This is a genomic window from Pseudomonas sp. I8001, assembly GCF_013385345.1.
Classification (GTDB): Bacteria; Pseudomonadota; Gammaproteobacteria; order Pseudomonadales; family Pseudomonadaceae; genus Aquipseudomonas.
This window is the reverse complement of the sequence record NZ_JACAQC010000006.1, coordinates 119,975-144,441: the sequence shown is the minus strand read 5'-3', so window position 1 is coordinate 144,441 and position 24,467 is coordinate 119,975. Positions and strand designations below refer to the sequence as shown.

Annotated in this window: 24 protein-coding genes; 11 read left to right on the top strand and 13 right to left on the bottom strand. The window is 60.6% G+C overall.

Annotation, left to right across the window (positions count from 1 at the left end; genetic code table 11):
* Positions 1-50: 50 nt before the first annotated feature.
* Positions 51-1,772, bottom strand: a complete 1,722-nt coding sequence (gene aceK, locus HX839_RS04215; RefSeq protein ID WP_177035901.1) for a bifunctional isocitrate dehydrogenase kinase/phosphatase — start codon at positions 1,770-1,772, stop codon at positions 51-53.
* A gap of 411 nt (positions 1,773-2,183) precedes the next feature.
* On the opposite strand from aceK, the gene HX839_RS04210 reads away from it, so the two are divergent.
* A complete protein-coding gene (locus HX839_RS04210; protein ID WP_177040342.1) occupies positions 2,184-3,809 on the top strand; it encodes a methyl-accepting chemotaxis protein in 1,626 nt (541 codons plus the stop codon).
* A gap of 72 nt (positions 3,810-3,881) precedes the next feature.
* Positions 3,882-4,778, top strand: a complete 897-nt coding sequence (locus HX839_RS04205) for a DMT family transporter (RefSeq protein WP_177040341.1) — start codon at positions 3,882-3,884, stop codon at positions 4,776-4,778.
* A gap of 31 nt (positions 4,779-4,809) precedes the next feature.
* Here HX839_RS04205 and HX839_RS04200 read toward each other — a convergent pair whose 3' ends face one another.
* From HX839_RS04200 to cysK, 3 genes are all read right to left on the bottom strand, one after another.
* Complete coding sequence (locus HX839_RS04200; protein ID WP_023659095.1) at positions 4,810-5,670, bottom strand: DMT family transporter; 861 nt, start codon at positions 5,668-5,670, stop codon at positions 4,810-4,812.
* 416 nt (positions 5,671-6,086) lie between these two features.
* On the bottom strand, positions 6,087-7,025 hold the full coding sequence (locus HX839_RS04195; protein WP_003210693.1) for an aspartyl/asparaginyl beta-hydroxylase domain-containing protein: 939 nt from the start codon (positions 7,023-7,025) through the stop codon (positions 6,087-6,089).
* Positions 7,026-7,211: 186 nt separating this feature from the next.
* Complete coding sequence (gene cysK / locus HX839_RS04190; protein WP_177019671.1) at positions 7,212-8,186, bottom strand: cysteine synthase A; 975 nt, start codon at positions 8,184-8,186, stop codon at positions 7,212-7,214.
* Positions 8,187-8,309: 123 nt separating this feature from the next.
* On the opposite strand from cysK, the gene HX839_RS04185 reads away from it, so the two are divergent.
* From HX839_RS04185 to HX839_RS04175, 3 genes are all read left to right on the top strand, one after another.
* Positions 8,310-9,386 (top strand): DUF748 domain-containing protein, encoded by a 1,077-nt coding sequence (locus HX839_RS04185; RefSeq protein ID WP_087692565.1) that lies wholly within the window; start codon positions 8,310-8,312, stop codon positions 9,384-9,386.
* A 142-nt stretch (positions 9,387-9,528) separates the two neighbouring features.
* The gene (locus tag HX839_RS04180) at positions 9,529-10,374 is read left to right on the top strand and encodes a MoxR family ATPase (RefSeq protein WP_003210690.1); all 846 of its coding nucleotides are present in this window, start codon (positions 9,529-9,531) and stop codon (positions 10,372-10,374) included.
* Positions 10,375-10,385: 11 nt separating this feature from the next.
* A complete protein-coding gene (locus tag HX839_RS04175) occupies positions 10,386-11,564 on the top strand; it encodes a VWA domain-containing protein (protein ID WP_003210689.1) in 1,179 nt (392 codons plus the stop codon).
* Positions 11,565-11,700: 136 nt separating this feature from the next.
* On the opposite strand, the gene HX839_RS04170 is transcribed toward HX839_RS04175, so the two are convergent.
* Genes HX839_RS04170 through HX839_RS04160 form a run of 3 tightly spaced genes read right to left on the bottom strand, consistent with a single transcriptional unit; the run spans position 11,701 to position 14,065 of the window.
* The gene (locus tag HX839_RS04170; RefSeq protein WP_177066775.1) at positions 11,701-12,624 is read right to left on the bottom strand and encodes a biotin-dependent carboxyltransferase family protein; all 924 of its coding nucleotides are present in this window, start codon (positions 12,622-12,624) and stop codon (positions 11,701-11,703) included.
* Positions 12,621-13,325, bottom strand: coding sequence for a 5-oxoprolinase subunit PxpB (gene pxpB / locus HX839_RS04165; protein WP_177066774.1), 705 nt, complete (start codon positions 13,323-13,325; stop codon positions 12,621-12,623). The genes HX839_RS04170 and pxpB overlap by 4 nt, the downstream gene beginning before the upstream one ends.
* Positions 13,322-14,065: a 5-oxoprolinase subunit PxpA gene (locus HX839_RS04160; RefSeq protein WP_177066773.1), complete on the bottom strand. Its 744-nt coding sequence runs from the start codon at positions 14,063-14,065 to the stop codon at positions 13,322-13,324. The genes pxpB and HX839_RS04160 overlap by 4 nt, the downstream gene beginning before the upstream one ends.
* 176 nt (positions 14,066-14,241) lie before the next feature.
* Here HX839_RS04160 and HX839_RS04155 point away from each other — a divergent pair, with 176 nt between their 5' ends.
* Positions 14,242-15,180 (top strand): LysR family transcriptional regulator, encoded by a 939-nt coding sequence (locus HX839_RS04155; protein WP_008437943.1) that lies wholly within the window; start codon positions 14,242-14,244, stop codon positions 15,178-15,180.
* Between the two features lie 110 nt (positions 15,181-15,290).
* Here HX839_RS04155 and HX839_RS04150 read toward each other — a convergent pair whose 3' ends face one another.
* Genes HX839_RS04150 through HX839_RS04140 form a run of 3 tightly spaced genes read right to left on the bottom strand, consistent with a single transcriptional unit; the run spans position 15,291 to position 17,200 of the window.
* Entirely contained in the window at positions 15,291-15,833 is a 543-nt protein-coding gene (locus HX839_RS04150) for a DUF2937 family protein (protein WP_177040339.1), read from the bottom strand.
* Between the two features lie 11 nt (positions 15,834-15,844).
* Positions 15,845-16,621, bottom strand: a complete 777-nt coding sequence (locus tag HX839_RS04145) for a class II glutamine amidotransferase (RefSeq protein ID WP_003210683.1) — start codon at positions 16,619-16,621, stop codon at positions 15,845-15,847.
* A 30-nt stretch (positions 16,622-16,651) separates the two neighbouring features.
* Positions 16,652-17,200: a hypothetical protein gene (locus HX839_RS04140; RefSeq protein WP_003210682.1), complete on the bottom strand. Its 549-nt coding sequence runs from the start codon at positions 17,198-17,200 to the stop codon at positions 16,652-16,654.
* Positions 17,201-17,221: 21 nt separating this feature from the next.
* Between HX839_RS04140 and HX839_RS04135 the strand changes: the two genes are divergently transcribed.
* Both HX839_RS04135 and HX839_RS04130 read left to right on the top strand, forming a co-directional pair.
* Positions 17,222-19,276: a S9 family peptidase gene (locus tag HX839_RS04135; protein ID WP_177040338.1), complete on the top strand. Its 2,055-nt coding sequence runs from the start codon at positions 17,222-17,224 to the stop codon at positions 19,274-19,276.
* An 82-nt stretch (positions 19,277-19,358) separates the two neighbouring features.
* Positions 19,359-19,832, top strand: coding sequence for a cyclic nucleotide-binding domain-containing protein (locus tag HX839_RS04130; RefSeq protein ID WP_003210680.1), 474 nt, complete (start codon positions 19,359-19,361; stop codon positions 19,830-19,832).
* Here the strand turns inward: HX839_RS04130 and HX839_RS04125 are convergent.
* Positions 19,829-20,116, bottom strand: coding sequence for a hypothetical protein (locus HX839_RS04125; RefSeq protein ID WP_003210679.1), 288 nt, complete (start codon positions 20,114-20,116; stop codon positions 19,829-19,831). The two genes, HX839_RS04130 and HX839_RS04125, sit on opposite strands and share 4 nt — an antisense overlap.
* A 78-nt stretch (positions 20,117-20,194) precedes the next feature.
* Between HX839_RS04125 and HX839_RS04120 the strand changes: the two genes are divergently transcribed.
* Positions 20,195-20,881 (top strand): spermidine synthase, encoded by a 687-nt coding sequence (locus tag HX839_RS04120; protein WP_003210678.1) that lies wholly within the window; start codon positions 20,195-20,197, stop codon positions 20,879-20,881.
* A gap of 34 nt (positions 20,882-20,915) precedes the next feature.
* Here HX839_RS04120 and rarD read toward each other — a convergent pair whose 3' ends face one another.
* Positions 20,916-21,800 carry an EamA family transporter RarD gene (gene rarD / locus HX839_RS04115; protein ID WP_023659097.1) on the bottom strand — a complete coding sequence of 295 codons (885 nt, stop codon included), beginning with the start codon at positions 21,798-21,800 and terminating at the stop codon, positions 20,916-20,918.
* Positions 21,801-22,373: 573 nt separating this feature from the next.
* Positions 22,374-23,288 carry a ParB/Srx family N-terminal domain-containing protein gene (locus tag HX839_RS04110; protein WP_003210676.1) on the bottom strand — a complete coding sequence of 305 codons (915 nt, stop codon included), beginning with the start codon at positions 23,286-23,288 and terminating at the stop codon, positions 22,374-22,376.
* 148 nt (positions 23,289-23,436) lie between these two features.
* On the opposite strand from HX839_RS04110, the gene HX839_RS04105 reads away from it, so the two are divergent.
* Both HX839_RS04105 and HX839_RS04100 read left to right on the top strand, forming a co-directional pair.
* A complete protein-coding gene (locus HX839_RS04105) occupies positions 23,437-23,811 on the top strand; it encodes a YajD family HNH nuclease (protein ID WP_003210675.1) in 375 nt (124 codons plus the stop codon).
* A gap of 163 nt (positions 23,812-23,974) precedes the next feature.
* Positions 23,975-24,442, top strand: coding sequence for an RNA methyltransferase (locus tag HX839_RS04100; RefSeq protein ID WP_003210674.1), 468 nt, complete (start codon positions 23,975-23,977; stop codon positions 24,440-24,442).
* Positions 24,443-24,467 lie beyond the last annotated feature (25 nt).

Genomic DNA, 24,467 nt, shown 5'->3' with positions numbered 1-24,467 from the left:
ATGTAGGCAGGGGGCGGATTGTCGCAGAAAAGCGCCGCCGCGCGCTCCCCTCATTCATTGTCCAGGCCCTTGCGCCGGTAAGGAAACACATCGATTACCTTGCCGGCGCGAATCGCCTCTTGCAGGCCTTTCCAGTAGTCGGCGTTGTACAGCTCGCCGTGCAGTTCGTCGAACAGGCGGCGCTGGCCGGAATCAGCAAACAGGAATGGCGGAAACTCCTCGGGAAACACGTCCAGCGGACCGATGGAATACCAGGGCTCGGAGGCCATTTCATCTTCCGGGGTACGCGGCGCCGGGATGTGGCGGAAGTTGGCCTCGGTCAGGAAACAGATTTCGTCATAGTCGTAGAACACCACGCGACCGTGGCGGGTGACGCCAAAATTCTTCAGCAGCATGTCGCCCGGGAAAATATTCGCCGCCGCCAGTTGCTTGATCGCCAGGCCGTAGTCTTCCAGGGCTTCGCGCACCTGGGCTTCGTTGGCGTTTTCCAGGTAGAGGTTCAGCGGGGTCATGCGCCGCTCGGTCCAGCAGTGGCGGATCAGTACCGTATCGCCTTCGACTTCGACGGTACCGGCGGCGACTTCCAGCAGTTCGGCCAGGCATTCAGGCTCGAATTTGCTCAACGGAAAACGGAAGTCGGCGAACTCCTGGGTGTCGGCCATGCGCCCTACCCGGTCGACACTTTTCACCAACCGGTACTTCTCGATCACGGTGGCGCGGTTGACGTTTTTCGACGGTGAAAACCGGTCCTTGATGATCTTGAACACGGTATTGAAGCCCGGCAGGGTAAACACGCTCATGACCATGCCGCGCACGCCCGGCGCCATGATGAACTGGTCATCGGTGGTGGCAAGGTGGTTGATCAGCGCCCGGTAGAATTCGGATTTGCCGTGTTTGTAGAAGCCGATGGAGGTGTACAACTCGGCGATGTGCTTGCCCGGCAGGATGCGCTTGAGGAAGCCGATAAACTCCGCCGGCACCGGCACGTCCACCATGAAATAGGAGCGGGTGAACGAGAAGATGATCGACACATCGGCCTCGTCGGTGATCAGCGCGTCGATCTGGATGCCGCGCCCTTCCCGATGCAGCAGCGGGATCACCAGCGGCCACTGTTCGTCGCGGGTGTAGATGCGCCCTACGAGGTACGCGCCTTTGTTGCGGTACAGCACCGAGGAAAACAGTTCGACGTTGAGGTCCGGGTCCTTGCACACCCAGTCCGGCAGGTTTTCGCGCAATTGCGCCTCCAGGCGGCGCAGGTCGGCGGGCAAGTCGGCGTAGGGTTCGCTGAAGCTGTAGTCGGCGAAAATCTGCTCCAGCATGCCCGCCAGCTTGCCGCCCGGCTTGTAGGTGCGGGTTTGCGCCGCCCGGGCGCGGCGCAGGCTGGGCCGGGTGGTGTGGATGAACATGCAGCCATCGCTGATCAGGTCATGGCTGAACAGGCCGCAAAACGTCGAATTGTACCAGGTCTCGGACAGCTCATCGTCAAACCGCAGGTCGATCAGGCTGATGTAGGCACTTTTCACCAGCGGCCAGGCGGCAATGTCGAGCAACACGGCTTCATCGAAAGCCGCGCGCAGCCGCGCCGTGACTTCGCTGACCTTCTCTTCGTAAAGATTGATGCGCGCAGCCGATGCCGCCTGCCCTTGCTGCCACTGCGCCTTTTCAAAGCGCTCCCGGGCGCCGTCGGTGATCTGGCGGAAGTGCTCGCGGTAGTCGTCGAAGCCGTCGAGGATCATCTGCGCAATGTCGAGGGCGGGCGTTGGCTGCGGCATTCGGGAAACCTCTGCGGGCATTTGGAGTGAGCTGAGCTTAGCCAGTGTGCGGGAACAGGAGAAGGATCATTTTTCATTCAGACTTGTACAAGATTGTTCATTTCGTACATTTATTTACTCTTTATTTAATTCGACTAACTGGTCAACAAAAAACCCGCGCGTCACCCTCCCCGCATTAAACGTTTCATCTACAGGCCTTGTGTGACGTGGCCTGCCTGTGCGAGCCGGGGTAAATAAGAGTCTTTGCTCTACTGCTCCGTTACTGGTGGCTTCTCGACCATTGGATCCAACGTAAGGGAAACCCTGACTACCCTAGCTAGTGGCACTTTGCTATATAGCGCGCCCTCTCCCACCTAACAAGGTCAGAAGACCGATCCGGGATCAGGTTCTAACCGCCAAAGGAGCATTGAGATGTCATTGAGGAATATGGGGATCGGCCTGCGCGCCAGTCTGAGTTTTGGGGTTTTGGCCAGCCTGTTGATCGTGGTCGGCCTGTTTGGTTTAGGCCAGATGGCCAAGCTGCGGGAAAGCGCACTGATCATCGAAGAGGCGTGGATGCCGAGTATTGAAAACATTCACGACAGCGCCGCCTACGTCGCCAGCATCCGTCTGGAAGCGTTGCGCTTGCTCACCACCGATGAGTCCCGGGTGCGTGACAACAGCAAAAACCTGATCACCCGCCAGCGTGGCGACCTTGAAGAACTGCTGAACCGTCACGAAACCCTGCTGAGCAACGAGCAGGAACGCGACCTGCTCAAACAGTTGAAAGCCAACGTTGCGAGCTATATGACGATCGTCGGCCAGATGATTCAACTGGTCGACCAGGACCAGCAGCAAAACGCCATGGACCTGCTCAACAGCCGCCTCGCCCCCCAAGGCATGGTCCTCAACAAAAGCCTGGAAGACATGATCACCTTCAACCAAAAAGGTGTGGAAGACGCCGCAACATCGGCGGCGCAGATGTACACCAGCGCCCAATGGGTGGTCGGCACCATCATCGTCACCGCCCTGATGGCAACTTTGCTGCTGGCCTGGCTGCTGACCCGCAGCATCACCGCGCCCATTGGCCAGGCACTGACAGTGGCCCGCACCATCGCCTCCGGCGATCTGAGCCGGCCGATCGTCGTGGAGGGCAAGGATGAGCCGGCGCAACTGCTCACCGCGCTGGCCACCATGCAGGCCAACCTGCAGGAAACCATCCGTGGCATCAGCGAATCGTCGCAGCAGTTGGCCTCGGCGGCGGAAGAGATGAGTTCGGTAATGGAGCAGAGCACCCGCGGCCTGCAAGCGCAGAACGACGAGATCGAACAGGCTGCCACCGCCGTGACGCAGATGAGCGCGGCAGTCGATGAAGTGGCGGGCAATGCGGTTTCCAGCGCCGAAGCCTCCAAGGCCTCCGACGAAGACAGCAAGCACGGTCACTACCAGATCAGCGAAACCATCAGCTCGATCCAGAACCTGGTGGACGAAGTCCTCGGTGCCTCGACCAAGGCCGAGGGCCTGGCGGCGCAGGCCCAGGACATCAGCAAGGTGCTTGAAGTGATTCGCGGGATTGCCGGGCAGACCAACCTGCTGGCACTCAACGCGGCGATTGAGGCGGCCCGCGCGGGCGAGGCCGGTCGTGGTTTTGCCGTGGTGGCTGACGAAGTGCGCTCCCTGGCACAACGCACCCAGGACTCCACCGAAGAAATCGAGCAGATGATCAACGGTATCCAGCAAGGTACCCAGGACACCGTCGGCGCCCTGAACAGCAGCGCCGAACACGCCGGCCAGACCTTGCAGCGGGCCAACAGCGCCGGCAGTGCACTGGAGAAAATCACGGCGGCGATCTCGCAGATCAGCCAGCGCAACCTGGTGATCGCCAGCGCCGCCGAGCAGCAAGCGTTGGTGGCCCGTGAGGTGGACCGCAGCCTGGTGAACATCCGGGACCTGTCGACGCAAACCGCCGCCGGTGCCACCCAGACCTCGGCGGCCAGCCAGGAACTGTCGCGGCTGGCGGTGGACCTCAATGGCTTGGTGACGCGTTTCGTACTGTAAAACATGTATTAGCGATTGTGTCAGACAGGTCGGTGGGCAACACTTCCGCCCTTATCAAACTGGAGTTCCTCCGTGAGACCTGTCGACACCCTGCACCTGTTGGTGCTGGCCGCTATCTGGGGCGCGAGTTTTTTGTTCATGCGAATTATCGCGCCGGAAATCGGCACCCTTCCTACCGCGTTTTTCCGGGTGTCGATTGCCGCCACCGGCCTGCTGGTGATCCTCGCCATGATGCGGGTGAGTTGGGATTTCCAGGGCAAGTTCAAGACGGTCCTGTTGCTCGGGGTGATCAACTCGGGCATTCCCGCAACCATGTATTCAGTGGCGGCCCAAGTGCTGCCGGCCGGTTACTCGGCGATCTTCAATGCCACGACGCCACTGATGGGCGTGCTGATTGGCGGGTTGTTTTTCAGTGAGCGCCTCACGCCGTCGAAAATCGCCGGGGTATGCCTGGGCCTGTTCGGCGTTGGCATCCTGACCCGCGCCGGGCCGGTGGCCTTCGACATGGAATTGCTGATGGGTGCGCTGGCATGCCTGTTGGCGACCACCTGCTATGGCTTTGCCGGCTTTTTGGCACGCCGCTGGCTCGATCAACAGGGCGGGCTGGACAGTCGCCTGGCGGCCCTGGGCAGCATGCTCGGGGCCACGCTGTTCCTGTTTCCACTGTTTGCCTGGAGTGCCATCAGCCATCCACCGGTCAGCTGGGGTGGCTGGCCTGTTTGGTTGTCGCTGCTGGGGTTGGGGCTGGTATGCACGGCGTTTGCCTACATCCTGTACTTCCGCTTGCTGACGTCCATCGGCCCGGTGAAGTCGATGACCGTGACCTTCATGATTCCGCCATTCGGGGTGTTGTGGGGCGCGTTGCTGCTGGATGAGCCGTTGTCCATGGCGCATCTGTATGGCGGGTTGTTGATTGCGGGGGCGTTGTGGCTGGTGCTTCGGCCGGGGAAATTGGCCAGCAAGCTGTAGGAGCTTTTTGGCTCCTACAGCATTGGGTTTATCAGCCCTTACGGAACACAAAAGCCAATCCGACGATGATCAAGCCCATCCCCAGCAAGCTCAACATTGCCAGCTTGTTGCCGAAGATCAGGTAGTCCATCACCGCCGTCACCGCGGGCACCAGGTAGAACAAGCTGGTGACATTCACCAGGTTGCCCCGGGCAATCAGCCGGTACAGCAACAGCGTCGCCAGCAACGACACCACCAGCCCCATCCACAGCACCGGCACGAAAAAGCCGGTGTTGTGTTCAAAGTGGAACGGCTGGAACGGCACAAACACCGAGCACAACAGCAAGCCTGCCAGGTATTGCACAGGCAGCGTGCCCAACGGGTTATCGGTGATGCGCTTCTGCATGATCGAACCAAAGGTCATGCTGGCCAGGGCCAACAGGCCAAAAAGCATGCCTGCCAGGGACATGCCGGACATCCCGATGCCCTGGTACACCACCATGATCAACCCCGCCAATCCCAGCGCGAGGCCGAACATCCGGCTCCAGGAGCGCCGGCGCTCCATCAACACCACGGTCAGGATCGGCTGCACGCCCATGATGGTTGCCATCATGCCGGGCGTGACTTTGAGGTCCAGGGCCAGCAGATAGAAAATCTGGTAGGCCCCCAACAGCACCAGCCCGGTAGCCGCCGCGTAAAGCATCGGCTTGCCGGGACGCGGCAACTTCAGCTTGAGGATCGGTACCAGTATCACCAACCCCGCCAGGGCGATGGCGAAACGGATCAGCAGAAACGCAAAGGGTGAAGCGTGGGCCAGGCCCCATTTGGAGAAAATCGCCCCACTGCTCCACAGCAAGACAAACAGGCTCGTCGAGGCCGCCGCGGCCACGGATTGTTTCGAAAGAACAGACATGGATACCACCTGTGATCAGGCAAAAAGCCAACTCAGCAACAGCTGAAATTCAGTAGGTTTTTTCAGGCGGGCACAGGGGAACAGCCATCAGCTGATCAGCCCGAAATGCCAACACCCGGCGGTGATACGACTGCGTACACCGGCGTGCTACTGACAGGTGGGGGGTAGTGACTGATCTGCGCAGGCTGCTGGCTCCCGCACGGCACGACCGCAGCGTTGACCGCTGAATCGACTACCGCTATGCGCAGGGAAGCTGGCATGTGCTGATCTTTTATGGAGGGATGAACAAGGTGTCTGGAAACACCTGCGGCCGACTATAACCAGCTGGGGACATGCTTTGCAATAACTTCGCCCGCACAAATCCAGCGCATAAAAAAACCGCTCATCGGAGCGGTTTTTTCGAGCCTGCAAACGCCTTAACCAAACAACCAATACCCCAGCGCCGTCAGCACCACCACCGCCAGCACTGGCCGCAGGATGCGATAAGCCTTCGGATGCTTGCGCTTCCACTGCTTGACCACGCCACTGAAGCTGTCGCTGAAGCGCTTGCTCCAGGCATACGCCTGGTTGATCCCGCCAACGCGTTCGTCATCCAGGTTCTGCGGTGCGGTGGCGCGCCCCAGTTGCGCGCTGACCCAACGGTTGATGCGGGTCATAAGGCGGTTGCTCAGCGGGCGTTCGATGTCGCAGAACAGGATCACCCGGGTGTGCTCGGTTTCGTTCTTCACCCAGTGCACGTAGGTCTCGTCGAACATTACGTCTTCACCGTCGCGCCAGGCGTACACCTGGCCGTCGACGAAAATACGGCAGTCATCGGAGTTCGGCGTGGACAGCCCCAGGTGATAACGCAGCGAACCGGCAAACGGGTCGCGATGCGGGTTGAGGTGGCTGCCACCTGGCAACAGGGCGAACATCGCGCCCTTGACGTTGGGAATACTGCTGACCAGGGCCACGGTTTTCGGGCACAGCAGTTCAGCCGACGGCAACGGTTTGTCGTACCACTTGAGGTAGAAACGCTTCCAGCCCTTCTTGAAGAACGAGCCGAAACCGGCGTCGTTGTTCTTCTCCGCGGCGCGGATGTAGCCCTCGTCGAACAGGTGCATGGCCTCTTCGCGAATCACTTCCCAGTTGTCCTTGAGCACGTCCAGCTCCGGGAACTTGCTGCGGTCCAGGTACGGCTTGGACGGCACGGCGGAGAAGATGTACATCAAGGCGTTGTACGGGGCGAACAGCGCTGAATGGTTGACGAACTGACGCAACATCGGCAAACGGGCCTTGCCACGCAAATGCACATACAGCGTGCTGCCGATAAACAGCAGCAACACCGACAGTTTGGCGGCCAAAGAAAAGGTCATGCAGCAACTCCTGGAAATAGGCGTCTGGCCATTAGCCTCCCGTTACGGGGAAACCAGACGTAGCAGCCGGCCATGATAAACACTCCGGGCCTCGGGAAAAACCCGCGCACTCCAACAATCAGCATCTAGCGGTGCGCGATAACGGGCCAATTATGCATAAGGGCCACGCCATCGCGCTGATTTGAATCAAGCCTGGTTTTCCTGATCGGTGAACAAATCGGCGAACAGCATGCTCGACAGGTAGCGTTCACCGGAGTCCGGCAGCACCACGACGATGGTCTTGCCCTGCATTTCCGGCTTCTGCGCCAGGCGCACCGCCACGGCCATCGCCGCGCCGCAGGAGATACCACACAGAATCCCCTCCTCCTGCATCAGGCGCAACGCCATGGCCTTGGATTCTTCGTCGCTGACCAGTTCGACCCGGTCGACCATCGACAGGTCGAGGTTCTTCGGCACAAAACCGGCGCCGATACCCTGGATCTTGTGGGGGCTGGGCTTGATCTCTTCACCGGCCAGCGCCTGGGTAATCACCGGCGAACTGATCGGCTCCACCGCCACCGACAGGATCGGCTTGCCCTGGATGTTCTTGATATAGCGCGACACCCCGGTGATGGTGCCGCCAGTGCCCACGCCCGCTACCAGCACGTCCACCGCGCCATCAGTGTCATTCCAGATTTCCGGACCGGTGGTTTTCTCGTGGATCGCCGGGTTGGCCGGGTTTTCGAACTGGGCCGGCATAAAGTACTTGGCCGGGTCGCTGGCAAGGATTTCGCCGGCTTTTTCAATCGCGCCCTTCATGCCCTTGGCCGGCTCGGTCAACACCAGTTCGGCGCCGAGGGCCTTGAGCACCTTGCGGCGCTCGATGCTCATGGAGGCGGGCATGGTCAGCAACAGCTTGTAACCACGGGCGGCGGCAACAAATGCCAGGCCGATCCCGGTGTTGCCGGAAGTCGGCTCGACAATGGTCATGCCCGGCTTGAGTTTGCCGCTGCCTTCGGCATCCCAGATCATGTTTGCGCCAATCCGGCACTTCACCGAATACCCCGGGTTACGCCCTTCGATCTTGGCCAGGATAGTCACGCCACGCGGCGCGATACGGTTGATCTGAACCAGGGGCGTGTTACCGATGGAGTGCGCGTTGTCTGCAAAAATGCGGCTCATGACGGGTCCTTAAGGCAATTTCAGGAAGGCCCCAAGGGTATGCCTCGTGCTGCAAGGCGTCCAGTCAAGCGAACGTCCGGCGGCGCCAGCAGTCAATCGCCTACACGGATGGAGAATTTTCCTATGAAACGTCGCTACAGTTGGCCGCTCTGGACCCTCGTCGGGGTCGTGGTACTGCTGGTCGTCCTGGATATCGCCCTGCCCTATCTGGTGCGCAATTACCTGAATGACAAACTCGCCGACATGGGCGATTACCGCGGCCAGGTCACCGATGTCGACCTCGCACTGTGGCGCGGCGCCTATCGGATCAACGGCTTGCAGATCGTCAAGGTCGACGGCAAGGTGCCGGTACCGTTCGTCAAGGCGCCGGTGATCGACCTGTCGGTCAGCTGGCATTCGCTGTGGTACGACCACGCAGTGGTGGCCGAGGCACAGTTCATCAAGCCGGAGCTGAACTTCGTCGACGGCGGCACCAACAAACAGGCGTCCCAGACCGGTCAGGGCACCGACTGGCGGGCACAACTGAGCAAACTGTTGCCGATCACCCTCAACGAGGTACGCATCGACGACGGAAAGATCGCGTTCCATAACTTCAGTTCGAAACCGCCGGTCAATATGTACGCGACCCAGGTCAACGCCAGCTTCTACAACCTGACCAACGTGGTGGATGTCAAAGGCCAGCGCGACGCACGTTTCGACGGCAAGGCGCTGTTTTTGGGCCAGGCGCCGCTGGAAGCCACGGCGACGTTCGACCCCTTGAGCAATTTCGAAAACTTCGAATTCCGCTTCCGGGCCCGGGATATCGAACTCAAGCGCATGAATGACTTCGCCTCGGCCTACGGCAAGTTCGACTTCAATGCCGGCACCGGCGACCTGGTGGTGGAAGCCCAGGCCGAAAAAGGCCAGTTGACCGGCTACATCAAGCCTTTGCTGCGCAATGTCGAAGTGTTCAACTGGCAGCAGGATGTCGAGAACAAGGACAAGGGCATCTTCCGGTCGATCTGGGAGGCGGTGGTTGGCGTCAGCGAAACCGTGCTGAAGAACCAGCAGAAAAACCAGTTCGCCACCCGCGTGGAGCTCAGCGGCAACGTGCACCAGCAAGATATCAGCGCGTTCCAGGCGTTTTTGCAGATTTTGCGCAATGGTTTTGTCCAGGCCTTCAACGCCCGCTATGAACAACCCAAGCCCTCGACAGATTGATCTTCAACGTGACTGCCCATTCAGAGACTGAATAGCCCGTCTGCGTTCACAGTCGCCGGGGCTGCGCGGTATAGTCGGGCCAAGCTGATTACTCGCCCGCTTCGGTCCTGCACCGTTCGGCGTCACGTTCGAGGATTGATAGATGAAGTTCGAAGGCACCCAGGCCTACGTTGCCACCGATGACCTGAAACTGGCCGTCAACGCCGCCATCACCTTGGAGCGGCCACTGCTGGTCAAGGGCGAACCGGGCACCGGCAAGACCATGCTCGCCGAGCAACTGGCCGAATCCTTTGGCGCCAAGCTGATCACCTGGCACATCAAGTCCACCACCAAGGCGCACCAGGGCCTGTACGAGTACGACGCGGTGAGCCGCCTGCGGGACTCGCAGCTGGGCGTGGACAAGGTGCACGACGTACGCAACTACCTGAAAAAGGGCAAGCTCTGGGAAGCCTTCGAGTCCGAGGAGCGGGTCATCCTGCTGATCGACGAAATCGACAAGGCCGACATCGAGTTCCCCAACGACCTGCTGCAAGAACTCGACAAGATGGAGTTCTACGTCTACGAAATCGACGAGACCATCAAGGCCAAGAAGCGCCCGATCATCATCATTACCTCCAACAACGAAAAAGAGCTGCCGGACGCGTTCCTGCGCCGCTGCTTTTTCCACTACATCGCCTTCCCGGACCGCACCACTCTGCAAAAGATCGTCGACGTGCACTACCCGGACATCAAGAAAGACCTGGTCAGCGAAGCCCTCGACGTATTCTTTGACGTGCGCAAAGTACCGGGCCTGAAGAAAAAACCGTCCACCTCCGAACTGGTGGACTGGCTGAAACTGCTGATGGCCGACAACATCGGCGAAGCGGTACTGCGCGAGCGCGACCCCACCAAGGCCATCCCGCCCCTGGCCGGTGCCCTGGTGAAGAACGAGCAGGACGTGCAGTTGCTGGAACGCCTGGCGTTCATGAGCCGTCGCGGTAACCGATAAGGGCGATTGCCATGCTGCTCAACCTGTTCAATGAAATGCGTGCAGCCAAGGTGCCGGTGTCGGTGCGTGAGCTGCTGGACCTGATCAACGCGCTGAAACAGCGCGTGACCTTCGCCGACATGGACGAGTTCTACTACCTGGCCCGGGCGATCCTGGTGAAGGACGAACGGCATTTCGACAAGTTCGACCGGGCCTTCGGCGCCTACTTCAACGGCCTGGAAAAACTCGACGATCACCTGCAGGCGCTGATCCCCGAAGACTGGCTGCGCAAGGAATTCGAACGCTCGCTGACCGACGAAGAGCGCGCACAGATCCAGTCCCTCGGCGGCCTCGACAAGCTCATCGAAGAATTCAAGAAACGTCTCGAAGAACAGAAAGAACGCCACGCCGGCGGCAACAAGTGGATCGGCACCGGCGGTACCAGCCCCTTCGGCTCTGGCGGCTTCAACCCCGAAGGCATACGCGTGGGGGATGCCGGCAAGCGCCAGGGCAAGGCGGTCAAGGTCTGGGACCAGCGCGAGTACAAGAACCTCGATGATTCGGTGGAACTGGGCACGCGCAACATCAAGATCGCCCTGCGCCGCCTGCGCAAGTTCGCACGCCAGGGTGCGGCGGAAGAGCTCGACATTGACGGCACCATCGACCATACGGCCCGCGATGCCGGGCTGCTGAATATCCAGATGCGCCCGGAGCGGCGCAACACCATCAAGCTGTTGCTGCTGTTCGACATCGGCGGCTCGATGGATGCCCATGTGAAGACTTGCGAAGAGTTGTTCTCGGCGTGCAAGACCGAGTTCAAGCACCTGGAGTATTTCTACTTCCACAATTTCATTTATGAATCGGTGTGGAAGAACAACATGCGCCGGGGCTCGGAACGCACCTCGACCCAGGATTTGCTGCACAAGTACGGTGCCGACTACAAAGTGATCTTTATCGGCGATGCGGCCATGGCGCCGTATGAAATCACCCAGGCCGGCGGCAGCGTCGAGCACTGGAATGAAGAGCCCGGGTATGTGTGGATGCAGCGGTTCATGGAGAAGTACAAGAAGCTGATCTGGATTAATCCGTACCCGAAAGATACCTGGGGCTATACGGCGTCCACCGGGATTGTCCGGGATTTGATCGAGGACCAGATGTTTCCGTTGACGTTGCGCGGGCTTGAGGAAGGGATGCGCTTTTTGTCGAAGTAAGTTGTTTCCCAGACAACCACGATCAAATGTGGGAGCGGGCTTGCTCGCGAAGGCGGTGTATCAGCCAATATATTCGGTGGCTGACACTGCGCTTTCGCGAGCAAGCCCGCTCCCACATTTTGTCCTGCGGCGGTCTTTAGTTTCTGGCAAGGTACTGCAAATACTCCACTTGCTGGCGATGCGCCGTTTCCTGCACCACCGGCGCCAACCTCACCTTCTCCCCCGGCAAGCACTGCGCCAGCCGCGCCAACGCCAATGGCGTCAACGCGCCCAATCGTGGGTAGCCGCCAATGGTCTGCCGGTCATTGAGCAACACAATCGGCTGCCCGTCCGGCGGCACCTGGATCGCCCCCAGCGGGATGCCTTCCGAGATCAGCGACGGCCCCTGATACTCCAGCGGCATGCCAAGCAAGCGCATGCCCATGCGGTCGGCACGGCTGTCGAGGGTCCACTCGCTGTTGAACACATCAAACAGACTCTGCCCGCCAAACTGACCGATCTGCGCCCCGAGGATCACCTCCAGTGGCGCCTTGGAATCCAGCTTCGGCAATTGCCCGGCGGACAACACCTGCATCGCACCGCCCACGCCCGAATAGGTCAATTGCGCACCTTCGGCCAGTGACCGGCCAAAGCCATCCAGCCCGCCCAGTTCTTCACGGCCCACCGTGGCGCAACTGCCCAGCACCTGCGGCGCATCAAACCCGCCCGGCGCTGCCAGGTAAGCCCGCGCACCGCTGAAAGGCTGAGTAAAACGCAAGCGCTGGCCCTTTTGCAGAATAAAGCTGCGCCCCGGGCTGATCGCGCGCTCGTCGACATACGCGCCCAAGTCCGCCCCGGCCAGCGCCAGCAGGCAATAGGCCTCGGCCTGCACGGTGAAGCCACCCAAGGTGATTTCCACCACCGGCGCATTCAGGGCATTGCCCAGCAACCAATTGGCCCACGACATCGACACCCAATCCAGCGCGCCGCCCTGGGTCACGCCCAAATGCCTGACGCCAAAACGTCCGGCGTCCTGCAACAGGCACAGCGGCGTGCTGGCCTCGATCAGCAAGCGGCTCATGCCTGCGCCTCCAACGGCGTGTCATCGCCACCCAGGTTGATGAATTCGCGATGGCTGACCGCTTCGTAACGCACGGTGTCCCCCGGCTGCATCAGGCTGTAGCCCTCGCGTTCACGGTCAAACAGCTTGGCCGGCGTGCGGCCAATCAGGTTCCAGCCGCCTGGCGAGACCACCGGATAAGCCGCCGTCTGCCGCTCGGCGATGCCCACGCTGCCCGCCGCCACCCGCTTGCGCGGGGTGTTGAGCCGCGGTGTCGCGAGCTGTTCATCCACCAGCCCCATAAAGGCAAACCCCGGGGCGAAGCCCAAGGCGAATACCTGGTACTCATGCTGGCTGTGACGGCGAATCACCTCCTCCACTGCCAGGCCACTGCGCTGCGCCAGCAACGCCAACTCCGGGCCGACACTCAGGTCATACCAGACCGGCAACACATGGCATCGCCCGCTGCCCTTGGGTTCGGGCTGCAATTCCTTGAGCGCCTGGTCGATCAACGCCCGTGCCTGGCCAGGGTCCAGCGCCAGCAGGTCGTAATGCACCATCAGGGTCGTGTAGGACGGCACCAGGTCCACCAGCGCCGGGCCAAAACCTTCGCGCAAACGGCGGGTGGCGGCGAGCATCCAGGGCATGTTGTCTTCGGCGATCAACTCAAACAGGCGCACCATCAGGCAGTCGATGGCCACCACTTCAATCCGTGGCTTCATGCTGGGGTCAACGCCTCGCGGATGCGCTGCACGGCAGCCACTGAGCTGGTGTTATCGCCATGCACGCACAAGGTATTGGCTTGCAGGTGCAACGGACTGCCATCACTGGCGACCAACTGTTCTCCCCGGGCGATGATCAAGGCCTGCTGGATGATCTTTTCCGGGTCATGATGCACCGCGCCCGGCAACTGGCGGGAGACCAGATGGCCGGCGCTGTCGTAGGCACGGTCGGCAAAGGCTTCGAACCACAGGGTCACGCCATATTCCTCACCCAAGGCCTGGGCGGCGCTGTTGTCACGGGTGGCCATCAGCATCAATGGCAGGCTGGCGTCGTAGGCCGCCACGGCCTGGATCACCGCACGCAATTGCGCAGGCTTGGCCATCATGTCGTTGTACATCGCGCCATGGGGTTTGACGTAGCTGACCCGCCCGCCCTGGGCCCGGCAAATACCGTCGAGGGCGCCGACCTGGTAGTGCAACAGGTCCTGGATTTCCTGCGGGGTGTAGGCCATGGAGCGGCGGCCGAAACCCTGCAGGTCCTGGTACGCCGGGTGCGCGCCCACCTGAACGCCATGCTCGAAGGCCAGGCTGACGGTCTTGCGCATGATGCTCGGGTCGCCGGCGTGGAAACCGCAGGCTACGTTGGCGCAATCAATGAACGGCATGACTTCGGCGTCCAGACCCAAGGTCCAGTTGCCAAAGCTTTCGCCGATGTCGCAGTTCAATAGCAGGCGGCTCACGGTAGGGCTCCTGTAGGCTTTATTTTTTTGTAGTGTGGGATCTTTTACCAAGATCTCGCAACGATGTTGTCCCGAGCCCCAACGACGCTTATCGTGAGACAGCTCGATTTTTGGCGGTTGCGGCACGCTGCGTCCAACTAATAAAAAACAATCCATGCATAAGAAAAGTTGATCCCATGAATTTGAAGTTCCTCGAAACCTTCGTCTGGGTGGCCAAGCTCAAGAGCTTTCGCCTCACGGCAGAGAAGCTGTTCACCACCCAGGCCTCGATCTCCAGCCGCATCGCCGTGCTGGAAAGCGAGTTGGGGGTGAAGCTGTTCCTGCGCGATTCCCGAGGTGTGAGCCTGACGCCGGAAGGCTTGAAGGTGCTCGATTATGCCGAGCAGATGATGGCCACCATGCAAGGGCTCAAGCAGTCCCTGGAAACCACCAGCAGCAAGGTCGGGCGTATCCGCATCGGAGTGATGGACACGGTGATCCACACCTGGCTGAGCGCGCTGGTGGCAGAACTGACGGACAACTTTCCGCGGGTAGAAATCGAGTTGGTCGCCGATACCGCGCTGAACCTCAGCGATCAGTTGCAAAAAGGCTTTCTCGACCTGATCCTGCAAACCGACCTGCTGCGCCAGGAAACCTTGCGCAGCCTGGAACTGGCCAGCCACCCCATGGGCTGGATCGTCGCCAGCCACTCGATCTACAACCGCGACTACGCGTCCCTCGCCGAACTGGCCCAGGAGCGCATCATCACCTACTCGAAAAACTCCTGTCCGCACCAGGACGTGCTCAGCCTGATGCAGGCTAACGGCGTATCCGCCCCACGGATGAACTGTGTGAACTCGGTGTCAGCGATCACCCGCCTGCTGCGGGACGGGTTCGGGATTGGTGCGTTCCCGCCCGTATTGGTCAGTGAAGAGCTGGCACGAGGTGAGTTGACCATGCTGCCCATGGAACAACGGCCGCCGAACCTGCAGGTGGTGGTGTCGTGGCGAGTGGGCGTGGAGTTGGTGGAGGAGATTGTGGCGCTGTGCCAGAGCGTGGTGCAGCAGTATGCGCAGAAGGTGGGCGAGGACTTGATGGTGTTGAGCAAACCCATGCCACTGAAGGAACCGATTTAAAACTGTGGGAGCGGGCTTGCGCGCGAATGCGGTGTGCCAGCCAACCCCTATGTCACTGACGCACCGCATTCGCGAGCAAGCCCGCTCCCACAATTTGACCGCGTCAGCCTTTAAAGCCCCTTGAGGTCCCGCTCTTCAATCGGTCGGCTCTGGCGCAGGCGCTTGCCGCCCAACACCACCCAGTCGATCAGGCGGAACAGGCACTCGATGCCGAACGACAACAACATCGCCCCGCCCAGGCCCCAGCCCATGGCTTCCGGGGTCAGCAACAGCATGTAGCTGTAGCCGTTCCAGGTTTCCTGGCGAATCGCCGGGTCGGCGGCCACCGCCACTTGCAGCGCGCGGATGTACCACGGGCCCTGCATCGCCTGGAACTGCTTATCCAGCGCTGCCTGGCGGTCGAGCAAGGTGCCCAGGCTGTTGGCATCGCTGCGAAACACCGGGTCGTCACTGGCACGGTAATGGGCCACCAGCGCCTGCAAGTCACCGTTGAAGAACTGTTGCGCCGTGGCATCGAAGCCGCGCAAGCCGGTCTGGGCTTCGATCAAGTGGGCTTCGACGCGCTTGGCGTAGTCGCTGATAAACCCCGGCACCTGCACACCGACCAACAGACCCACGGCAAACAACACCAGTCGCAAATAGCTGAGCAACATATTCGACGTCCTTATTCCGTTTTACCTTGGCTGACACATTCGCCGCGTCGCCACAGGCTCCACTGGCCCGGTTCGTAGCGGGTCCAGGTCTCGTTTTCGGTCAGGGGTTCGGTGGCAATTACCGTCACCACGTCATTGGGGGTGGTTTCGGCCTGAAAATCGACGATCACGTCGACATCTTTCAACCGTGCGGGGCCAAATGGCGCACGCCGGGTGATCTGTGCCAGTTTGGTCGAGCAATAGCAGAACAGCCAGTCACCGTCGCTCAGCAGGCAGTTGAACACGCCCTTGCTGCGGTATTCGCTGCAGGCGGCGATCAGGTCCGGCAGCACCTGTTCGATGTCCACCGGTTCCGGGAACGCTTCACGGACTCGGTTGAGCAAATCGCAGAACGCCGCTTCGCTGTCGGTATCGCCCACCGGGCGGTAGAACGTGGCGCGGGGGTTGAAGTCCGCCAGTTGACCGTTATGGGCAAAGCACCAGTTGCGGCCCCACAGTTCACGGACGAACGGATGGGTATTGGACAGGCACACCTTGCCCACATTGGCCTGGCGGATATGGCCAATCACCACTTCACTCTTGATGGGATAACGCTGCACCAGCAGCGCGACTTCCGATTCGCTGCTGGCCGCCGGGTCCTGGAACAACCGCAGGCCACGGCCCTCGTAGAAGGCGATGCCCCAACCGTCGCGGTGGGGCCCGGTACGTCCGCCGCGCTGCATCAGCCCGGTGAAGCTGAAGACGATATCGGTCGGTACGTTGGCACTCATGCCCAATAATTCACACATGCCAGGCTTCTCGATACAGGGCGTACAACGTTAAAGGCGCGGTTCGACCCGCATACCGCTGACAGGTGCCGGGCGACCGTAACGCTCATCGGCGAAGGGTTCGTCGTCATCCTCCGGCTCGGCGGCAGCGGCTGCCGCAGCGGCGGCCTTCTGCTCACGACGAACCCTGGCGGCACGCTCGATGGGCCAGCGGATCAGCACGAACACCAGGTACACGCCGAACGCGATCATGCAATACATGAACAGATCGGAGATCGCCCGCCAGGCGTTGTTGCCGACCTTGAGCACCAGGTCCAGGGCGGTGATGGCCACGGCCGGGGCGAACTGGGTCTTCACCGGGTCGACGATGGTCGGGCTGAACAGCAGCACCGCCACCAGCAACCGCAGCGGCTCGCGCAGCCAGCGCCACATCCAGCGGGTCATGGCAAACCACACCAACAGGCAACCCAGGGCTGCGAAGGCGTAGAGGCCCCAAGCGATCAGATAGTCGTTCTCGGTCATGGTGTCCATGGCAAGGTAGGCAAACAGGCCGCTATGATAACGGCTTTTCAGTGCCGAGGCTGCAATGCCGTCGGCCAACCGCCAGACAGAGAGTGATCCATGCCCCCATCGACCCACATCACTGCCGCCCCGATCGCCCGCAAGGCCCCAGGCACCGACCCGTATGCCTGGCTGCAAGCGCGTGACAGCGCCGAGGTGCTCGATTACCTCAAGGCGGAAAATGCCTGGCAAGAAGCACAATTGTCCGACCAGCAGGCGCTGCGCGAGACCCTGTTCGAGGAGATCAAGGGCCGCATTCTCGAAACCGACCTGTCCCTGCCCTCGCCCTGGGGCCCGTACCTGTATTACACCCGCACCACCGCCGGCGACGAATACGCCCGCCACTACCGCTGCCCGCGCCCGGCGGACGACAGCCAACAGGTCGACGAAAGCGCGGAAGAGCTGCTGCTGGACCCGAACGTACTGGCCAATGGCGGCTTTTTCTCCCTCGGCGCCTTCAGCATCAGCCCGGACCACCAGCGCCTGGCCTACAGCCTGGATACCAGCGGCGAAGAGATCTACACCCTCTACGTGAAGGAATTGGCCACCGGCAAGGTCAGCGAACTGGAGTTTGAAGACTGCGATGGCAGCATGACCTGGGCCAACGACAGCCTGACCCTGTTCTTCACCGAACTGGACGACACCCATCGCCCGCACAAGCTGTATCGCTATCGCCTGGACGGCACTGCCGCCGAAGAAGTGTTCCACGAGCCTGACGGACGTTTCTTCCTGCACTGCTACCGCTCCAGCTCCGAGCGTCAGTTGCTGCTGGCCCTGGGCAGCAAGACCACCAGCGAGATCTGGGCCCTGGACGCCGAAAAGCCGCAGCAGGCGTTTACCTGCATGGCGCCACGGGTCGAGGGCCATGAATATGACGTCGACCACGGCAAGCTGGACGACCAGTGGACCTGGTTTATCCGCAGCAACCGTGACGGCATCAACTTTGCGCTGTTCCAGGCGGCCGACACCGGCAGTGTGCCGACCCAGGACGACTGGCTGAACCTGATCCCCCACGACGACGCGGTAATGCTCGATGGCGTAAGCCTCAATGCCCGGGCCATGACCCTGAGCCTGCGGATCGGCGGCCTGCCGATCATCGAAGTGCACCCACAGGGGCAAGCCGCTTATCGCGTGGAGTTACCGGACGCGGCCTACAGCCTCTATGTGCAAAACAGCCTGGAATTTGCCAGCGACAAGATCCGCCTGCGCTATGAGGCGCTGAACCGCCCGGCCCAGGTTCGTCAGCTGGAACTGGCCGGCGGCGCACAACAAGTGCTCAAGGAAACCCCGGTGCTGGGTGTGTTCAACGCCGACGACTACGTCAGCCAACGCCTGTGGGCAACGTCGGCCGATGGCACTCAGGTGCCGATCAGTCTTGTCGTCCGACGCGATCAGTTGGGTAAGCCGACGCCCCTGTATCTGTACGGCTACGGCGCCTACGGCCACAGCCTCGACCCGTGGTTCTCCCACGCCCGCCTGAGTCTGCTGGACCGTGGCGTGGCCTTCGCCATTGCCCATGTACGCGGCGGTGGCGAACTGGGTGAGGCCTGGTATCGCGGCGGCAAGCAGGAGCACAAGCAAAACACCTTCAGCGACTTTATCGCGTGCGCCGAACACTTGATCGCCCAGGGCCTGACCACCTCCAAGCAACTGGCCATCAGCGGCGGCAGCGCCGGTGGCCTGTTGATCGGCGCGGTGCTCAATCAACGCCCGGAGCTGTTCCAGGCGGCGATTGCCGAAGTGCCGTTCGTCGATGTGCTCAACACCATGCTCGACCCCGAGTTGCCGCTGACCATCACCGAATACGACGAATGGGGTAACCCTGAAGAGCCGGAGGTGTATGAGCGGATCAAGGCCTACGCGCCGTACGAAAACGTCAGCGCCCAGGCCTACCCGGCGACGCTGGTGATCGCCGGCTACAACGACAGCCGCGTGCAGTACTGGGAAGCGGCGAAGTGGGTGGCCAAGCTGCGCGACACCAGGACCGACGACAACCTGTTGCTGCTCAAGACCGAACTGGGCGCTGGCCACGGCGGCATGAGTGGTCGTTACCAGGGATTACGTGACGTAGCACTCGAATATGCATTTGTTTTCAAGGCGCTGGGGCTGATTTAAGGAACTCCGCCTGGCGGGCCGGTCTGAACACTTGACCGCCGGGCGCGCCCTGCACGATTTATGGACAAAGACTGTAAGCCTCATGCCAGAACCGACCTTACTCAATAACGAAATCCGCGACATGCTGATGGATTGCGGCCTGTTCGACCCGTTGCTGCCGGAAGACTTCCACGTAGCGGCGGGCTATTTCAACATCAGCAGCATCGCCCGCGATGAGGTGATTTTCCTCGAGGGCGACGCGGGCACCTTCATGTGCATCATTCACTCAGGCCAGGTGGCGGTGCAGAAGACCAACCATGCAGGCCAGCGCCTGACTATCGCCACCTTGCGCAGCGGGCGGACCTTTGGCGAGATGGCTGTGCTGGACGGCGAGCGCCGCTCCGCCAGCTGTGTGGCGGCCAGCGATTGCGTGCTGTTGAACCTGGGCAAGGATTCCCTGGAAAAGATGCTCAACGATGCACCGAAAATCGCGGCCAAGATCATTCGTGCGATTGCTATCGCCCTGTCCAGGCGCCTGCGCATGGCGGACGGGCAATTGCTGTCCCAGCAGTTTTAGCCGCCTGGGGTCTTGGGCTTGATGTCGTTTTGCTGCAAGCCGGGGATCGTCTGGTCCTTCGGCGGCGCGGGCAGCACGATCGGCGCCAACAATGGCTCACCGCTGCCGGCCGCCTTTGGTGTCGCCGGTGGCGTGACTTGCGGGTAAGGCGTGGGCGTTGCAGTACCCGGTGAACCCGCCGTGGGCGCGGGGGTAATCGGCACGGTTTGCGACTCCTGAGCCTGGGCCACACCGCCAAGGGCGAGCGCGCTCCACACAATGACCGTTAGAATGCTGCACTTCATCGATGGCTCCATGGCCTGACCGTAAAGTCGTAAGGCTACTCCCAACCGCGCAAGAATGCCCTTCCCAATGAGATTTCCATGAAACGTTTCGTTCTGCTGGACACTACTCCGATCCCCGACAACGGCGGTGCCTTGTGCCTGTTCGAGTACGGTGAGGATTTTGTCATCAAGATTCAGGGCGGTGACGGTGGCCAGTTGATGAACACGCGCATGCACGGTTCCGAGGATGCGCTGGCGGAGATTCCGTGCCGCAAAGTCGCCGGTCGGCCCGGCTCCAGGGTGTTGATTGGCGGCCTGGGCATGGGCTTCACCCTGGCGGCAGCGCTCAAGCATTTGGGCAAGACTGCCGAAGTGGTGGTTGCCGAGCTGGTGCCCGGCGTGGTCGAGTGGAATCGCGGGCCCCTGGGGGAAAAGTCCGGCCGCCCGCTGCTGGACCCGCGCACCGTGATCCGTCTGGAAGACGTGGCCAAGGTGCTGCAGGCCGAGCCCCAGGGGTTTGACGCGATCATGCTGGACGTCGACAACGGCCCCGAAGGCCTGACGCAAAAAGCCAACAGCTGGCTGTATTCCGCCGGTGGCCTAAGCGCCTGCGCCAAGGCGCTACGGCCCAAGGGCGTGCTGGCGGTGTGGTCGGCCAGCGCCGACAAGCAGTTCAGCGACAAACTGCGCAAGGCCGGCTTCAAGGCCGAGGAAGTGCAAGTGTTTGCCCATGGCAACAAGGGCACGCGGCATACCATCTGGATTGCCGAGAAACTCAAGGGCTGAAACAGCCGCCTGAATTCACTGCGCGGGTCGTAGGTCAGATCGACCGGCGCAGTCGATTCAAATGCCTCAAGCCTTCCAGCACCAACACCACCACCGCCAGCCAGATCGGCAGGTAGGTCATCCATTGGCCCGGTTTGAGAGCGTCTCCCAGCATCAGCGACACGGCCACCAGCAGCACCGGTTCCGCGTAACTGAGCAAACCGAACAGGCTGAACGGCAACAGCCGGCTGGCCAGGATGTAGGAATAACCCGCCGCCGCGCTGACCAACCCCATGAGTGGCACCAGCCAATAGAGCGCCGGGCGCTGCGCCAGGGTCTCGTTGATGGGCTCACTACCGAGGACGAACCACAGCGCGACCGGAATCATCAGCATCATGTCTAGCCACAGCCCGCCGAGGTTGTCGGTGCCACAACGCCTGCGCAGCACGAAATACAGCGGATAACCGACGCACACCACCAGGGTGGTCCAGGAGAACCCGCCCGTGCGATACAGCTCGTTGGCCACGCCCACCGCCGCCAGCGCTGCGGCAATTTTTTGCAGATGGGAAAGGCGTTCGCCGTAAACGATGCGCCCGGTGATGACCATGGTCAGCGGTAACAGGAAATAGCCCAGCGATACATCCAGGCCGTGGCCATTGAGGGGCGCCCACATGAATATCCACAACTGCACACCCACCAGGGCACTGGTGAGCACGACACAAGGCAGCAATGCGGGTTTCTCCCGCAGACGCTTGTAGATCAACGGCACCCACTTCCAATCCCCGGACAGGCACAACAGCAACGTCATGAAGGGCAACGAGATGAGCATTCGCCAGCCAAATATCTGCTGGCCATTCAAGGGTTCAAGAAGGGAGGTAAAGAAATACAGCACACCAAACAGGAAGGAAGCGGAAACCGCCAGAACAACGCCTTTAGACACAACAGCCTCTACAAAAAATTGCATGTATTCAATTGAAGCAGGCCGTTGCATTCACGCAGTGTGAATGTCAGTGAGATGAACATCAGAAGTTTATTAACGGGCACCATAAGCTTACAACTTGCACGGGACACTTATCCCGAATCTTCAAGTTATAACAACAGGGTAACGCGTCGATCTTTTATTATTTGCACGACGATCATCAGACACTTCAACCACCCGACTTCGGTTATTGGAAGCAGTACGCTCTGGATGAGCGCTTCTGATTTGAAACGCCACAACGCCAACCACGGGGGTTGATATCGTGAAAGGAAAGCCCGGCTTGCGGGAAACTGACAGTCGCCAGGAAAGACCTGACGTATTGACTACCTGACGCCACCACAGAACACACTAACGGCAGTAGGCCAAGAGGCGCCACATTAAACAAACTGGCAAAGTTAGTCCAACACTTTATCACCCTGAAGCCAATTAAATGCCCCACGGCATTTAAATCAATATTTGCCGGATCTTTACTGTATATTAAGCCGTTATACGCCCGACAGAAACAGCACAGGGCCGCCCCTGCCGGTTCGTCACTTAGTTACTTCTACTGTCGATAACGTAGGGCACTTTCTTCTTGAACGTATCGTTCAGTTCTTTGCGGTCAAGTGACGTGAAGCCGCCCAACTGCCGGGCGCTGAAGCCGCTGTCCCCTACCGGTGCCTCGGGCGCCAGGCTGACCATGCGCTTGGCTACCGCCTCGATTGCCTTTTCATACCCGCCTTGCTTGTTCAGGTTGAACGCGCCGAGGTCAATCTGCGTGCGCAACCATCCTCCCCAGTAAAACTCCAGGAATTCCGGCACCACCTCACCAGAGGTCGGCTTGCCGTAGGACGCCTTGCGGGAGAAGTAAACCAGGCTGCGGAACATATCGTCGCCGAGGTCCTTGAAGCCCAGGTGTGCCGGAATTTGCTCAGGTGTGATGGTCTTGCCCTGGCCGTCCTTGAGCCAGACCTTGCGGCCCTGCTCCATGCGTTTCCAGAAAGTCGCCAGGTCGGGACTGTCGCTGAAGTTATCGGTGACCCGCACCCACATCTTCAGTTTGGCGCCGGCACCTGGCTGCTCCCACAAGGTACTGAACGAGTGGTGGCCGTCAGTGAGGTACAACTGGCCAGCGGGGCCGACCACCACGGTTTTCATGTCCGCCGGGTGAGCGCCTACCGGGTCTTTGCAGGTGAAGCTGCCCGGCTTATGCAGATCGGCATCTTCAGGCACCTTGTCGACACCGCCCTGGCCGTTGGTTTCACAGTATTCGTCGAACACTTTTTTGGGCGACTCGGCAAATACCCCCAGCTTGTAATGGATCTGATCAAAACCGATGACGGCCTGGGTCGGGTGGAGCTGCTCCAGCGCCACATCGATCACCTCGCCTGGCTGGGGCGTGGAAAACGCCTGGACCTGAACACTGACGGCGCACAACAGCAGCGCCCACAACCATGAATGCATCCGCATGAGTACCGCTCCTTATGAATTCAGTTCGTCGATACTACAAACAATCCCCCTCACCGGCATGACAGCGCCTGAAAAAGCCGGAGGTTTATTAGCCCGCAAGCAGCTAGAATCAACGCTATCCGTGATCCACTAAAAGACAGGAGCCATGATGAGCTCGACCAACCCGCCCTCCCACACCGCCAAGCTGGATCGCATCCTCGCCGATGCCCAGCGCGACCGGGAAATGGGCTACCGCGACAAAGCCCTGAAGATGTACCCCCACGTATGTGGCCGCTGCGCCCGTGAATTCGCCGGCAAGCGCCTGAGCGAACTGACCGTGCACCACCGCAACCACAACCATGACGACAACCCCCAGGACGGCTCCAACTGGGAGTTGCTGTGCCTGTATTGCCACGACAACGAACACTCGCGTTATACCGACCAGCAGTATTTCGGCGAAGGCTCCACCAGCAGCCCGACGATCGCCAAGGCGACGCACAACCCGTTTGCGGCGTTGGCCGGGTTGATGAAGAAAGACGACTGAGTATCTTCGCTGAATGTGACGGCCTCATCGCGGGCAAGCCCGGCTCCCACAAGGGATTGCATTCCAAATGTGGGAGCCGGGCTTGCCCGCGATAGCGATCGCCCAAGCAATGCATTAGCCCGAGGCCGTATAATCGCGGTTTTTCTCGAAGGCACCCTTTCCCGTGGGCAATAAACGCTACAGCTGCATCGGTCTGTACAACCCCAAATCCCCCGAAAACGTCGGCTCGGTGATGCGCGCCGCCGGCTGCTACGGCGTGGCCTCGGTGTTCTACACCGGCAAGCGCTATGAGCGGGCCCGGGACTTTATTACCGACACCAAGAAGGTCCACCACGACATTCCGCTGATCGGTATCGACGACCTGAAAAAGATCCTGCCCCTGGGCTGCATCCCCGTCGCCGTCGAGCTGGTGGAAGGCGCCCGCCCTCTCCCCGAATACACCCATCCGGACCGTGCGCTGTATATCTTCGGCCCGGAAGACGGCTCCCTCGACAAAGAGATTCGCGACTGGTGTGAAGACGTGATCTACATCCCGACCACCGGTTGCATGAACCTCGCCGCCACCGTCAACGTGGTGCTTTACGACCGTCTGGCCAAGGGCAACAACACCCGTTCGGGCCCCAAATACTGATTTTTTGGGAACATCCGCGGCCTGT

Excerpts from the sequence above, each read along its gene's own strand:
- aceK (WP_177035901.1), bottom strand. The coding sequence starts at position 1,772 with ATGCCGCAGCCAACGCCCGCCCTCGACATTGCGCAGATGATCCTCGAC.
- HX839_RS04210 (WP_177040342.1), top strand. The coding sequence starts at position 2,184 with ATGTCATTGAGGAATATGGGGATCGGCCTGCGCGCCAGTCTGAGTTTT.
- HX839_RS04200 (WP_023659095.1), bottom strand. The coding sequence starts at position 5,670 with ATGTCTGTTCTTTCGAAACAATCCGTGGCCGCGGCGGCCTCGACGAGC.
- HX839_RS04195 (WP_003210693.1), bottom strand. The coding sequence starts at position 7,025 with ATGACCTTTTCTTTGGCCGCCAAACTGTCGGTGTTGCTGCTGTTTATC.
- cysK (WP_177019671.1), bottom strand. The coding sequence starts at position 8,186 with ATGAGCCGCATTTTTGCAGACAACGCGCACTCCATCGGTAACACGCCC.
- HX839_RS04185 (WP_087692565.1), top strand. The coding sequence starts at position 8,310 with ATGAAACGTCGCTACAGTTGGCCGCTCTGGACCCTCGTCGGGGTCGTG.
- HX839_RS04180 (WP_003210690.1), top strand. The coding sequence starts at position 9,529 with ATGAAGTTCGAAGGCACCCAGGCCTACGTTGCCACCGATGACCTGAAA.
- HX839_RS04175 (WP_003210689.1), top strand. The coding sequence starts at position 10,386 with ATGCTGCTCAACCTGTTCAATGAAATGCGTGCAGCCAAGGTGCCGGTG.
- HX839_RS04170 (WP_177066775.1), bottom strand. The coding sequence starts at position 12,624 with ATGAGCCGCTTGCTGATCGAGGCCAGCACGCCGCTGTGCCTGTTGCAG.
- pxpB (WP_177066774.1), bottom strand. The coding sequence starts at position 13,325 with ATGAAGCCACGGATTGAAGTGGTGGCCATCGACTGCCTGATGGTGCGC.
- HX839_RS04155 (WP_008437943.1), top strand. The coding sequence starts at position 14,242 with ATGAATTTGAAGTTCCTCGAAACCTTCGTCTGGGTGGCCAAGCTCAAG.
- HX839_RS04150 (WP_177040339.1), bottom strand. The coding sequence starts at position 15,833 with ATGTTGCTCAGCTATTTGCGACTGGTGTTGTTTGCCGTGGGTCTGTTG.
- HX839_RS04145 (WP_003210683.1), bottom strand. The coding sequence starts at position 16,621 with ATGTGTGAATTATTGGGCATGAGTGCCAACGTACCGACCGATATCGTC.
- HX839_RS04135 (WP_177040338.1), top strand. The coding sequence starts at position 17,222 with ATGCCCCCATCGACCCACATCACTGCCGCCCCGATCGCCCGCAAGGCC.
- HX839_RS04130 (WP_003210680.1), top strand. The coding sequence starts at position 19,359 with ATGCCAGAACCGACCTTACTCAATAACGAAATCCGCGACATGCTGATG.
- HX839_RS04125 (WP_003210679.1), bottom strand. The coding sequence starts at position 20,116 with ATGAAGTGCAGCATTCTAACGGTCATTGTGTGGAGCGCGCTCGCCCTT.
- HX839_RS04120 (WP_003210678.1), top strand. The coding sequence starts at position 20,195 with ATGAAACGTTTCGTTCTGCTGGACACTACTCCGATCCCCGACAACGGC.
- HX839_RS04110 (WP_003210676.1), bottom strand. The coding sequence starts at position 23,288 with ATGCGGATGCATTCATGGTTGTGGGCGCTGCTGTTGTGCGCCGTCAGT.
- HX839_RS04105 (WP_003210675.1), top strand. The coding sequence starts at position 23,437 with ATGAGCTCGACCAACCCGCCCTCCCACACCGCCAAGCTGGATCGCATC.